We start from the raw sequence: 11,751 nt of genomic DNA, 5'->3' as shown, positions 1-11,751 counted from the left end.
GATTAAATTCCGAAACCCCAATTGCGAAAGCAGTTGGGGTTTTGTTTTGCCTGCGAGAAATGTGTCCGCTTGATTTCTATGCAACGGCCCGGGGCATGGCTATTATGCGGGCCTCATTGTGAGGCGATACCTGCATGCTGACGTTGTTGAATCTACTGAAGGATGGACGATTCCATTCCGGACAGGACTTGGGCGTTGCCCTGGGAATAAGCCGAAGTGCTGTATGGAAGCAGCTACAACAGCTTGAAGCTGAACTTGGCCTGTCGATCCATAAAATTCGCGGTCGCGGATATCAATTGTCGACGCCTCTGACGCTCCTTGATCCTCTGGAAATAACCAGCAAGATGCCTCAATGGCCGGTGCGTGTGTTCGACTCTGTTGACTCGACAAATGCCGAAGCTCTGCGCTCCATCAGTGACGGCGCCGCCGCGCCGTTTTTGGTGCTCGCGGAGCGACAATTGGCAGGCCGTGGTCGTCGAGGTCGTAAGTGGGTAAGCCCATTTGCAGAAAATCTTTATTACAGCCTTGTACTCCGCATCGAAGGCGGCATGCGTCAGCTTGAGGGGTTCAGCCTTGTTGTCGGCTTGGCGGTGATGCAGGCCTTGCGAAACACCGGTGTGCCCAATGCCGGTTTGAAGTGGCCCAATGATGTTTTGGTGGGTAACAAGAAAATAGCTGGCATTCTGCTCGAACTCGTCGGCGATCCGGCGGATGTGTGTCATGTTGTATTGGGTATAGGAATCAACGTGAATATGCAGGTTGCCGATGAGGTCGACCAGCAATGGACTTCTATAAAACTGCAGTCAGGCAAAGCCTGCGATCGCAATGCTCTGGTGGTTGAATTGAGTAATCAACTCAAGACTTATATCCATAAACACCAGCTCAACGGGTTCGCAAATCTGCAGGCAGAATGGGCGGAAAATCATCTGTGGCAGGGGCGTTCCGTGTCGTTGATCGCGGGTAACAGCCGTATCGATGGAATAGTGCTCGGGATTGATAACCAAGGCGGGTTGCGCTTGATTGTAGATGGTGTCGAAAAGGCCTTTAGTGGCGGTGAGCTCAGCCTGAGGTTGCGTGATGATTCTTGAGCTTGACTGCGGCAATAGCTTTATAAAATGGCGCGTGCTGGATGCGTCGGCGAGCGAGCTAGTCTCGGAAGGAATTGTAGATTCCAATCAGGCTTTGCTTGAGAGCCTACGCATCATAAAGTCACTCTCGCTGCGCAAGTGTCGTTTGGTAAGCGTCAGGACTAACGAGGAAACCAGCGCTTTAACCGAAATGCTTGAGCGCGAGTTCAGTATTCCTATCGTGTGTGCGAAGCCCGCTCGCGAGATGTCTGGTGTTCGAAACGGCTACGAAGACTATGAGCGTCTGGGGCTTGATCGCTGGCTGGCGATGCTTGGCGGCTTTCACCTGGCTGCCGGGAGTGCTTGTCTGGTTCTCGACTTCGGTACCGCGGTTACTGCCGATTTTGTCGGGCCTGACGGTGAGCATCTCGGTGGGTTCATTTGTCCAGGCATGCCTTTGATGCGAAACCAGCTTCGCACCCATACCCGTAAAATTCGTTATGGTGATGAGGCGGCAGAGCGCGCCCTTTCCAGTCATGTCCCGGGGCGTACCACCGTGGAAGCGGTGGAGCGCGGTTGTTCTTTGATGCTGAGGGGCTTTGTTCTCACTCAATTAGAGCTGGCTCGAGCGTACTGGGGGGAGCAATTCACCGTCTTTGTTACGGGAGGGGATGCCGAGTTGGTTAAAGGCGTCGCGCCTGACGCCAGGGTTGTGCCCGACCTGGTTTTCGTCGGCTTGGCGATGGCGTGTCCCTTGTCCTGAGGTTTATATGCGTTGGTTGTTCCTGCTTCTAGTGGTTCTCAATGTTTTTTACTATGTCTGGCATCAGCAGGAAGCGCCCTTGCGAGCCAAAGATGTAACGCCCCTTAGTCTGTATCGCGGTGCGCAGCAGGATATCCGTCTACTGAGCGAAACTGCTGGTGAAAGCGGGAGAGGGCAGGTGGTGCCGCGTCAGCAGTGTCTTTTCCTTGGTGGATTTTCTGAAGAGGATTCAATTGCCAGGTTGCAACAGCGCCTGGTGGCGATGAAGGTCAATGCTCAATCCGTGCCGAAAGCTGCTGCAGGAAGCGGTTACTGGCTTGCAGTTGCGCCGGATGGCCAGCCGTTGTTGGGCGATCAGCAGTTGCAAAACCTTTCCAAGGAATTCAATGGGTTAAAACATAAAATAATGCTGTGCGAAGGGGTTGCACCTGCTCAATAGTTTGCATAGAATGGCGCCCGCTCCACAGCGAACACCTTAAACGGGATTCGAAGTGAAGCGTGTCAACGCAGCTAACCTCAGGTTTTTAAATGAGAAAATGCTTGACAGAGGTTGGGCATGATATAGAATGCCGGCCTGATTAGGAGGGGTTCCCGAGCGGCCAAAGGGATCAGACTGTAAATCTGACGTCTACGACTTCGAAGGTTCGAATCCTTCTCCCTCCACCAGATTTAAGCGTGAGCTGCAGGCTCCGCGGGTATAGTTTAGTGGTAGAACCTCAGCCTTCCAAGCTGATGATGCGGGTTCGATTCCCGCTACCCGCTCCAAGTTTGCAGGTTGTGCAAAAGGGTTTTGCTCTTGTAGCTCAGTTGGTAGAGCACACCCTTGGTAAGGGTGAGGTCAGCGGTTCAAATCCGCTCAAGAGCTCCATATAACAAGGCAGATATGAAAATATCTGCCTTTGTTTTAATGGTTGATATTGTTTGTCTAATTTCTTCTGTAGAGGGTGATATCGATGGCTAAGGAAAAATTTGATCGTTCCCTGCCCCACGTCAACGTTGGGACCATTGGTCACGTTGACCACGGTAAAACCACTCTGACTGCTGCTCTGACTCGCGTTTGCTCCGAAGTTTTCGGTTCTGCAATCGTTGACTTCGACAAGATTGACAGCGCACCAGAAGAAAAAGCTCGCGGTATCACCATCAACACCGCGCACGTTGAGTACAACTCGAAGATCCGTCACTACGCTCACGTTGACTGCCCAGGTCACGCTGACTACGTGAAGAACATGATCACCGGTGCTGCTCAGATGGACGGCGCTATCCTGGTTTGCTCGGCCGCTGATGGTCCGATGCCGCAAACCCGTGAGCACATCCTGCTGTCCCGTCAGGTTGGCGTTCCGTACATCGTGGTCTTCCTGAACAAGGCTGACCTGGTAGACGACGCTGAGCTGCTGGAACTGGTTGAGATGGAAGTTCGTGACCTGCTGTCGACTTACGACTTCCCGGGCGACGACACTCCGATCATCATCGGTTCGGCTCGTATGGCGCTGGAAGGCAAAGACGACAACGAGATGGGCACCACTGCCGTCAAGAAACTGGTTGAAACTCTGGATGCCTACATCCCAGAACCAGTTCGTATGATCGACAAGCCATTCCTGATGCCAATCGAAGACGTATTCTCGATCTCGGGTCGCGGTACTGTTGTGACTGGTCGTATCGAGCGCGGTATCGTTCGCGTTCAGGATCCGCTGGAAATCGTTGGTCTGCGTGACACCACCGTTACTACTTGCACCGGTGTTGAAATGTTCCGCAAGCTGCTCGACGAAGGTCGTGCTGGCGAGAACTGCGGCGTTCTGTTGCGTGGTACCAAGCGTGACGACGTTGAGCGTGGCCAGGTTCTGGTCAAGCCAGGTTCGGTCAAGCCGCACACCAAGTTCACCGCAGAAGTTTACGTTCTGAGCAAGGAAGAAGGCGGTCGTCACACTCCGTTCTTCAAAGGCTACCGTCCACAGTTCTACTTCCGTACTACTGACGTGACTGGTAACTGCGAGCTGCCAGAAGGCGTTGAAATGGTAATGCCAGGTGACAACATTCAGATGACTGTTACCCTGATCAAAACCATCGCGATGGAAGACGGTCTGCGTTTCGCTATCCGTGAAGGCGGTCGTACCGTCGGCGCTGGCGTCGTAGCCAAAATCATCGAATAAGCGGTTGTAATGTATTTTTCGGGCCGGCATAATGGTCGGCCTGATTTTGTTTTAGGTCAGTAGCTCAATTGGCAGAGCGACGGTCTCCAAAACCGTAGGTTGGGGGTTCGATTCCCTCCTGACCTGCCAGATTCACTCGGTGTGTCTGGCTTTCTTTTCACAGGATCTTCATAGATGACTCCTAAAGCTGAAGCTCAAGGCTCTCGCTTCGATCTGCTCAAGTGGCTTGTAGTAGTCGCTTTGGTAGTTGTTGGCGTTGTTGGCAATCAGTATTACGCTGCGTCGCCGATCCTGTACCGTGTACTCGCTTTGCTTGCCATTGCTGCTGTAGCTGCCTTTGTAGGCCTGCAGACCGCGAAGGGCAAGTCTTTCTTTGTACTGGTTAAGGAAGCTCGCACCGAGATTCGTAAAGTCGTGTGGCCAACTCGCCAAGAAACCACGCAAACCACGCTGATTGTCGTGGCTGTTGTTCTGGTTATGGCGTTGCTGTTGTGGGGTCTTGATTCCCTGCTCGGCTGGCTTGTTTCCTTGATTGTCGGCTAAGGGTGTCCCGTGGCTAAGCGTTGGTATGTTGTGCATGCTTACTCGGGTTACGAGAAGCATGTGATGCGCTCGCTGATCGAGCGCGTAAAGCTGGCTGGCATGGAAGATGGCTTCGGCGAGATTCTGGTTCCCACTGAAGAAGTGGTAGAGATGCGTAACGGCCAGAAGCGCAAAAGCGAACGGAAGTTCTTCCCGGGCTATGTGCTGGTCCAGATGGATATGAACGAGGGTACTTGGCACTTGGTCAAGGATACTCCTCGGGTGATGGGGTTCATCGGCGGTACTGCCGACAAGCCTGCACCAATTACCGATAAAGAGGCAGAAGCGATTCTGCGTCGCGTTGCTGATGGTAGCGACAAGCCGAAGCCGAAGACGTTGTTCGAGCCGGGCGAGACGGTACGTGTCAATGACGGTCCATTCGCTGATTTCAATGGCGTTGTGGAAGAAGTTAACTACGAAAAGAGCCGGATCCAAGTGGCAGTGCTCATTTTCGGTCGCTCTACTCCGGTGGAGCTCGAGTTCAGTCAGGTCGAGAAGGTCTAACTGGACAAGCAATCCCAACCCCGCAGCCTTAGGCTGTGGGGTTTTGTCGTCACTGGGATAAACGCGCAAGTAACCGGGGAGCCTTTCGAGGCGTTCGAACCCGTAATTGGAGTGCCTCATGGCCAAGAAGATTACCGCTTACATCAAGCTGCAAGTGAAGGCCGCTCAGGCTAACCCAAGTCCACCGGTTGGTCCTGCTCTGGGTCAGCACGGCGTGAACATCATGGAATTCTGCAAGGCTTTCAACGCCCGTACCCAGGGTCTTGAGCCAGGTCTGCCGACTCCAGTGATCATCACTGTCTACAGCGACCGTAGCTTCACTTTCGAAACCAAATCCACCCCTGCTTCGGTTCTGCTGAAGAAGGCGGCCGGTCTGACCAGCGGTTCCGCTCGTCCGAACACCGTTAAGGTTGGCACTGTTACCCGTGCTCAGCTGGAAGAAATCGCGAAAACCAAAAACGCGGATTTGACTGCAGCTGATATGGATGCAGCCGTGCGTACTATCGCCGGTTCTGCTCGTAGCATGGGCCTTAACGTGGAGGGTGTGTAATGGCTAAGCTGACCAAGCGTCAAAAGGCTATCGCCGGCAAAATCGAAGCAGGCAAGGCCTACAACATTGTAGACGCCGCTGCTCTGCTGGCCGAGCTGTCGACTGTCAAGTTCAGCGAGTCGTTCGACGTTGCTGTAAACCTGGGTGTAGACCCGCGTAAATCTGACCAGGTTGTTCGTAGCGCTACTGTGCTGCCACACGGCACTGGCAAGACCGTTCGCGTTGCTGTGTTCACCCAGGGTCCAGCTGCTGAGGCCGCTCTGGCTGCCGGCGCTGACCGTGTAGGTATGGACGACCTGGCTGCCGAAATGAAAGGCGGCGACCTGAACTATGACGTAGTGATCGCATCCCCGGATGCCATGCGCGTTGTAGGTCAGTTGGGTCAGATCCTCGGTCCACGTGGCCTGATGCCTAACCCGAAAGTCGGCACCGTAACTCCAGACGTAGCCAACGCGGTCAAGAACGCCAAAGCTGGTCAGGTTCGTTATCGCACCGACAAAAACGGCATCATCCACACTTCCGTTGGCAAGATGGGCTTCGACGCCGTCAAGCTGAAGGAAAACGTTGAAGCCCTGATCGCTGATCTGAAGCGTATCAAGCCGGCTTCCTCGAAAGGCATTTACGTCAAGCGCGTTACCCTGAGCACCACCATGGGCCCAGGTCTGGTTATCGACCAGAGCTCGCTCGACGCGTAAGACAAAGGTTGGCGCGGTTTGCCGCGCCAATTGAAAGATTGGGGTCCCTGCCTGGCGGGGGCTATCCAAGACCGTAGGCGGCGCAAGCCTTAAACCTCAAGCCTACGCAGATGGTGCTCCCGGTTCCTTACCGAATCAGACACCAAAACGACATTCGGTTCCGATCGAATGAAACGGTAACAAGCAGGAGTTAAACCCGTGGCAATTAATCTCGAAGACAAGAAGGCCATCGTCGCTGAAGTCAACGAGGCTGCCAAAGTCGCTCTGTCCGCTGTCGTGGTTGATGCACGTGGCGTAACAGTAGGCGCAATGACCGGACTCCGTAAAGAGGCTCGTGAAGCTGGCGTTTACGTACGTGTTGTACGTAACACCCTGCTCAAGCGCGCTGTTGCTGACACTCAATACAGTGTCCTCAACGACGTGTTCACCGGCCCGACCCTGATTGCATTCTCGAACGAACATCCGGGCGCTGCTGCCCGTATCTTCAAAGAGTTTGCCAAGGGTCAGGACAAGTTCGAGATCAAGGCAGCTGCGTTCGAGGGCAAGTTCCTCGCAGCTAATCAGATCGACGTACTGGCAACTCTGCCGACCCGTGACGAAGCAGTTTCTCAGCTGATGAGCGTGATTCAAGGCGCAACCAGCAAATTGGCTCGTACTCTGGCGGCAATTCGCGACCAGAAAGAAGCTGCCGCAGCCTAAGGCTCGTCACTTCTCGCGTTTTTTGTTTATTTCGATGGTCGCGTAGGCCGTCCCCCAATTCAGGAATTGAGTCATGTCTCTGACTAACGAACAAATCATCGAAGCAATCGGCCAGAAATCCGTAGTGGAAATCGTTGAGCTGATCAAAGCGATGGAAGAAACCTTCGGTGTTACCGCTGCTGCCGCTTCGGCTGGCCCAGCTGTAGCTGCTGCTGCTGTTGAAGAGCAAACCGAGTTCAACGTTGTTCTGCTGGAAGCTGGCGAGAAGAAGGTTAACGTGATCAAGGCAGTTCGTGAACTGACCGGTCTGGGCCTGAAAGAAGCCAAAGAGAAAGTAGACGGCGCTCCTCAGGTTGTAGCTGAAGGCGTTTCGAAAGAAGCGGCTGAAGACGCCAAGAAGAAGCTGGAAGAAGCAGGCGCTAAAGTCGAGCTGAAGTAAGCATCGACTTTGCTCCTCCAGCCCGAGCGTCAAGCGACAGGCTGATGGCTGGTGGCTCTTGCCACCGGCCTTTTTCCGTTATTGGCAGCCGACTGGGTCGGTGCTGATAAAGGCGCTGTAACCACCCGATGCGGTGGCGCAAACCATGGGGTTTGCACGATTTTCTGGCTGCTCCCGTCGGGAGGGGCCAAACAAGCAGGTGACCAAGCTGGGGAACGCTGATGGCTTACTCATATACTGAGAAAAAACGTATCCGCAAGGACTTTAGCAAGTTGCCGGACGTCATGGATGTGCCTTACCTCCTGGCCATCCAGCTGGATTCGTATCGTGAATTCTTGCAAGCGGGAGCGACTAAAGATCAGTTCCGCGACGTGGGCCTGCATGCGGCCTTCAAATCCGTTTTCCCGATCATCAGCTACTCCGGCAATGCTGCGCTGGAGTACGTCGGTTATCGCCTGGGCGAACCGGCATTTGATGTCAAAGAATGCGTATTGCGCGGTGTGACTTTCGCCGTACCTTTGCGGGTAAAAGTGCGCCTGATCATTTTCGACAAAGAATCGTCGAACAAAGCGATCAAGGACATCAAAGAGCAAGAAGTCTACATGGGTGAAATTCCCCTGATGACTGAGAACGGTACCTTCGTAATCAACGGTACCGAGCGTGTTATCGTTTCCCAGCTGCACCGTTCCCCGGGCGTGTTCTTCGACCACGACCGCGGCAAGACGCACAGCTCCGGCAAACTGCTGTACTCGGCTCGCATCATTCCTTACCGCGGTTCGTGGCTGGACTTCGAATTCGACCCGAAAGACTGCGTCTTCGTGCGTATCGACCGTCGTCGCAAACTGCCGGCTTCGGTACTGCTGCGCGCACTCGGTTACACCACCGAAGAAGTGCTGGACGCGTTCTACACCACCAACGTATTCCACCTGAGCGGCGAAACCCTCAGCCTGGAACTGGTGCCGTCGCGCCTGCGTGGTGAAGTTGCGGTTCTGGACATCCAGGACGAGAAGGGCAAGGTCATCGTTGAGCAAGGCCGCCGTATTACCGCGCGCCACATCAACCAGATCGAAAAAGCCGGTATCAAGACGCTGGACGTGCCACTGGACTACGTCCTTGGCCGCACCACCGCCAAGGCTATCGTGCACCCGGCTACCGGAGAAATCCTGGCCGAATGCAACACCGAGCTGAACACTGAAGTCCTGGCAAAAATCGCCAAGGCTCAGGTCGTTCGCATCGAGACCCTGTACACCAACGACATCGACTGCGGTCCGTTCGTCTCCGACACGCTGAAGATCGACTCCACCAGCAACCAATTGGAAGCGCTGGTCGAGATCTATCGCATGATGCGTCCAGGCGAGCCGCCAACCAAAGACGCTGCCGAAACCCTGTTCAACAACCTGTTCTTCAGCCCTGAGCGCTATGACCTGTCTGCGGTCGGCCGGATGAAGTTCAACCGTCGTATCGGTCGTACCGAGATCGAAGGTTCGGGCGTGCTGTGCAAGGAAGACATCGTCGCGGTCCTGAAGACTCTGGTCGACATCCGCAACGGTAAAGGCATCGTCGATGACATCGACCACCTGGGTAACCGTCGTGTTCGCTGCGTAGGCGAAATGGCCGAGAACCAGTTCCGCGTTGGCCTGGTACGTGTTGAGCGTGCGGTCAAAGAGCGTCTGTCGATGGCTGAAAGCGAAGGCCTGATGCCGCAAGACCTGATCAACGCCAAGCCAGTGGCTGCGGCGGTGAAAGAGTTCTTCGGTTCCAGCCAGCTGTCGCAGTTCATGGACCAGAACAACCCGCTGTCCGAGATCACCCACAAGCGTCGTGTCTCTGCACTCGGCCCTGGCGGTCTGACTCGTGAGCGCGCAGGCTTCGAAGTCCGTGACGTACACCCGACTCACTACGGTCGTGTCTGCCCGATTGAAACGCCGGAAGGTCCGAACATCGGCCTGATCAACTCCTTGGCTGCGTACGCTCGCACCAACCAGTACGGCTTCCTGGAAAGCCCGTACCGCGTGGTGAAAGAGGGTGTCGTCACCGACGAGATCGTGTTCCTGTCCGCTATTGAAGAAGCCGATCACGTGATCGCGCAGGCTTCGGCGACCATGAACGAGCAGAAAGTCCTGATCGACGAACTGGTTGCCGTACGTCACCTGAACGAATTCACCGTCAAGGCGCCGGAAGACGTCACCCTGATGGACGTTTCGCCGAAGCAGGTTGTATCGGTTGCAGCGTCGCTGATTCCGTTCCTCGAGCACGACGACGCCAACCGTGCGTTGATGGGTTCGAACATGCAGCGTCAGGCTGTACCGACTCTGCGCGCTGACAAGCCGCTGGTAGGTACCGGCATGGAGCGTAACGTAGCCCGTGACTCCGGCGTTTGCGTCGTGGCTCGTCGTGGTGGCGTGATCGATTCCGTCGATGCCAGCCGTATCGTGGTTCGTGTTGCCGATGACGAAGTTGAAACCGGTGAAGCCGGTGTCGACATCTACAACCTGACCAAGTACACCCGCTCGAACCAGAACACCTGCATCAACCAGCGTCCGCTGGTGCGTAAAGGTGATCGCGTTCAGCGTAGCGACATCATGGCCGACGGCCCGTCCACCGACATGGGTGAACTGGCGCTGGGTCAGAACATGCGCATCGCGTTCATGGCATGGAACGGCTTCAACTTCGAAGACTCCATCTGCCTGTCCGAGCGTGTGGTTCAGGAAGACCGTTTCACCACGATCCACATTCAGGAACTGACCTGTGTGGCCCGTGACACCAAGCTTGGCCCAGAGGAAATCACTGCGGACATCCCGAACGTGGGTGAAGCTGCACTGAACAAGCTGGACGAAGCCGGTATCGTTTACGTAGGTGCTGAAGTAGGCGCAGGCGACATCCTGGTTGGCAAGGTCACTCCGAAAGGCGAGACCCAACTGACTCCGGAAGAAAAACTGCTGCGTGCAATCTTCGGTGAAAAAGCCAGCGACGTTAAAGACACCTCTCTGCGCGTGCCTACCGGCACCAAAGGTACTGTCATCGACGTACAGGTCTTCACCCGTGACGGCGTTGAGCGTGATGCTCGTGCACTGTCGATCGAGAAGTCCCAGCTGGACGAGATCCGCAAGGATCTGAACGAAGAGTTCCGCATCGTTGAAGGCGCGACTTTCGAGCGTCTGCGTTCCGCACTGGTAGGCCACAAGGCCGAAGGCGGCGCCGGCCTGAAGAAAGGTCAGGACATCACCGACGAAGTACTCGACGGTCTTGAGCACGGCCAGTGGTTCAAACTGCGCATGGCTGAAGATGCTCTGAACGAGCAGCTCGAGAAGGCTCAGGCCTACATCGTTGATCGTCGCCGTCTGCTGGACGACAAGTTCGAAGACAAGAAGCGCAAACTGCAGCAGGGCGATGACCTGGCTCCAGGCGTGCTGAAAATCGTCAAGGTTTACCTGGCAATCCGTCGCCGCATCCAGCCGGGCGACAAGATGGCCGGTCGTCACGGTAACAAGGGTGTGGTCTCCGTGATCATGCCGGTTGAAGACATGCCGCACGATGCCAATGGCACCCCGGTCGACGTGGTCCTCAACCCGCTGGGCGTACCTTCGCGTATGAACGTTGGTCAGATCCTCGAAACCCACCTGGGCCTCGCGGCCAAAGGTCTGGGCGAGAAGATCAACCGGATGGTCGAAGAGCAGCGTAAAGTCGCTGAACTGCGCACCTTCCTGGACGAGATCTACAACCAGATCGGCGGTCGTAACGAAGATCTGGACAGCTTCTCCGATCAGGAAATCCTCGATCTGGCGAACAACCTGCGTGGCGGCGTTCCAATGGCCACTCCAGTGTTCGACGGCGCCAAGGAAAGCGAAATCAAGGCCATGCTGAAACTGGCAGACCTGCCGGAAAGCGGCCAGATGCAACTGACCGACGGCCGTACCGGCAACAAGTTCGAGCGTCCAGTTACCGTTGGCTACATGTACATGCTGAAGCTGAACCACTTGGTAGACGACAAGATGCACGCGCGTTCTACCGGTTCTTACAGCCTGGTTACCCAGCAGCCGCTGGGTGGTAAGGCGCAGTTCGGTGGTCAGCGTTTCGGGGAGATGGAGGTCTGGGCACTGGAAGCATACGGTGCTGCTTACACTCTGCAAGAAATGCTCACAGTGAAGTCGGACGATGTGAACGGCCGTACCAAGATGTACAAGAACATCGTGGATGGCGATCACCGTATGGAGCCGGGCATGCCCGAGTCCTTCAACGTGTTGATCAAGGAAATTCGTTCCCTCGGCATCGATATCGATCTGGAAACCGAATAACACGTGACGC

The 11,751-nt window shown here is 55.3% G+C and carries 11 protein-coding genes and 4 tRNA genes; all 15 read left to right on the top strand.

The window, feature by feature from the left end:
• Positions 1-134 precede the first annotated feature (134 nt).
• The 15 genes from birA (at position 135) to rpoB (ending at position 11,741) form a co-directional block, all read left to right on the top strand.
• On the top strand, positions 135-1,088 hold the full coding sequence (birA, locus tag OK411_RS25295) for a bifunctional biotin--[acetyl-CoA-carboxylase] ligase/biotin operon repressor BirA (RefSeq protein ID WP_217878906.1): 954 nt from the start codon (positions 135-137) through the stop codon (positions 1,086-1,088).
• On the top strand, positions 1,078-1,830 hold the full coding sequence (locus OK411_RS25290) for a pantothenate kinase (RefSeq protein WP_217878905.1): 753 nt from the start codon (positions 1,078-1,080) through the stop codon (positions 1,828-1,830). Before birA ends, OK411_RS25290 begins: the two co-directional genes overlap by 11 nt.
• A 7-nt stretch (positions 1,831-1,837) precedes the next feature.
• On the top strand, positions 1,838-2,269 hold the full coding sequence (locus OK411_RS25285) for a hypothetical protein (protein WP_024014525.1): 432 nt from the start codon (positions 1,838-1,840) through the stop codon (positions 2,267-2,269).
• 142 nt (positions 2,270-2,411) lie between these two features.
• Positions 2,412-2,496: transfer RNA gene (locus OK411_RS25280), tRNA-Tyr, on the top strand.
• A 25-nt stretch (positions 2,497-2,521) separates the two neighbouring features.
• Positions 2,522-2,595: transfer RNA gene (locus OK411_RS25275), tRNA-Gly, on the top strand.
• A gap of 27 nt (positions 2,596-2,622) precedes the next feature.
• Positions 2,623-2,698 (top strand) — tRNA-Thr (locus OK411_RS25270).
• An 85-nt stretch (positions 2,699-2,783) separates the two neighbouring features.
• The gene (tuf, locus tag OK411_RS25265; RefSeq protein ID WP_064361246.1) at positions 2,784-3,977 is read left to right on the top strand and encodes an elongation factor Tu; all 1,194 of its coding nucleotides are present in this window, start codon (positions 2,784-2,786) and stop codon (positions 3,975-3,977) included.
• Positions 3,978-4,030: 53 nt separating this feature from the next.
• Positions 4,031-4,106, top strand: a tRNA-Trp gene (locus OK411_RS25260).
• Positions 4,107-4,151: 45 nt separating this feature from the next.
• Positions 4,152-4,520: a preprotein translocase subunit SecE gene (secE, locus tag OK411_RS25255; protein ID WP_016772937.1), complete on the top strand. Its 369-nt coding sequence runs from the start codon at positions 4,152-4,154 to the stop codon at positions 4,518-4,520.
• 9 nt (positions 4,521-4,529) lie between these two features.
• Positions 4,530-5,063 carry a transcription termination/antitermination protein NusG gene (gene nusG / locus OK411_RS25250; protein WP_007957598.1) on the top strand — a complete coding sequence of 178 codons (534 nt, stop codon included), beginning with the start codon at positions 4,530-4,532 and terminating at the stop codon, positions 5,061-5,063.
• 118 nt (positions 5,064-5,181) lie between these two features.
• A complete protein-coding gene (gene rplK / locus OK411_RS25245) occupies positions 5,182-5,613 on the top strand; it encodes a 50S ribosomal protein L11 (RefSeq protein ID WP_003176435.1) in 432 nt (143 codons plus the stop codon).
• Positions 5,613-6,308 carry a 50S ribosomal protein L1 gene (gene rplA, locus OK411_RS25240; RefSeq protein ID WP_016772938.1) on the top strand — a complete coding sequence of 232 codons (696 nt, stop codon included), beginning with the start codon at positions 5,613-5,615 and terminating at the stop codon, positions 6,306-6,308. The genes rplK and rplA overlap by 1 nt, the downstream gene beginning before the upstream one ends.
• A gap of 198 nt (positions 6,309-6,506) precedes the next feature.
• On the top strand, positions 6,507-7,007 hold the full coding sequence (rplJ, locus tag OK411_RS25235) for a 50S ribosomal protein L10 (protein WP_264365841.1): 501 nt from the start codon (positions 6,507-6,509) through the stop codon (positions 7,005-7,007).
• A 73-nt stretch (positions 7,008-7,080) separates the two neighbouring features.
• Positions 7,081-7,446 carry a 50S ribosomal protein L7/L12 gene (gene rplL / locus OK411_RS25230; protein WP_007962228.1) on the top strand — a complete coding sequence of 122 codons (366 nt, stop codon included), beginning with the start codon at positions 7,081-7,083 and terminating at the stop codon, positions 7,444-7,446.
• Positions 7,447-7,667: 221 nt separating this feature from the next.
• Positions 7,668-11,741: a DNA-directed RNA polymerase subunit beta gene (gene rpoB / locus OK411_RS25225; protein ID WP_016772939.1), complete on the top strand. Its 4,074-nt coding sequence runs from the start codon at positions 7,668-7,670 to the stop codon at positions 11,739-11,741.
• Positions 11,742-11,751: the final 10 nt, after the last annotated feature.

Origin of the sequence: Pseudomonas sp. RG1 (genome assembly GCF_025910115.1) — a bacterium.
Classification (GTDB): domain Bacteria; phylum Pseudomonadota; class Gammaproteobacteria; order Pseudomonadales; family Pseudomonadaceae; genus Aquipseudomonas; species Aquipseudomonas atacamensis.
The sequence above is the reverse complement of the archived record's forward strand: the minus strand, read 5'-3'. Positions and strand labels throughout refer to the sequence as shown.

Bases quoted from the DNA above. Each gene is read 5' to 3' on its own strand.
- OK411_RS25290 (WP_217878905.1), top strand. From the start codon at position 1,078: ATGATTCTTGAGCTTGACTGCGGCAATAGCTTTATAAAATGGCGCGTG.
- rpoB (WP_016772939.1), top strand. From the start codon at position 7,668: ATGGCTTACTCATATACTGAGAAAAAACGTATCCGCAAGGACTTTAGC.
- OK411_RS25285 (WP_024014525.1), top strand. From the start codon at position 1,838: ATGCGTTGGTTGTTCCTGCTTCTAGTGGTTCTCAATGTTTTTTACTAT.
- rplL (WP_007962228.1), top strand. From the start codon at position 7,081: ATGTCTCTGACTAACGAACAAATCATCGAAGCAATCGGCCAGAAATCC.
- birA (WP_217878906.1), top strand. From the start codon at position 135: ATGCTGACGTTGTTGAATCTACTGAAGGATGGACGATTCCATTCCGGA.
- rplA (WP_016772938.1), top strand. From the start codon at position 5,613: ATGGCTAAGCTGACCAAGCGTCAAAAGGCTATCGCCGGCAAAATCGAA.
- secE (WP_016772937.1), top strand. From the start codon at position 4,152: ATGACTCCTAAAGCTGAAGCTCAAGGCTCTCGCTTCGATCTGCTCAAG.
- tuf (WP_064361246.1), top strand. From the start codon at position 2,784: ATGGCTAAGGAAAAATTTGATCGTTCCCTGCCCCACGTCAACGTTGGG.
- rplK (WP_003176435.1), top strand. From the start codon at position 5,182: ATGGCCAAGAAGATTACCGCTTACATCAAGCTGCAAGTGAAGGCCGCT.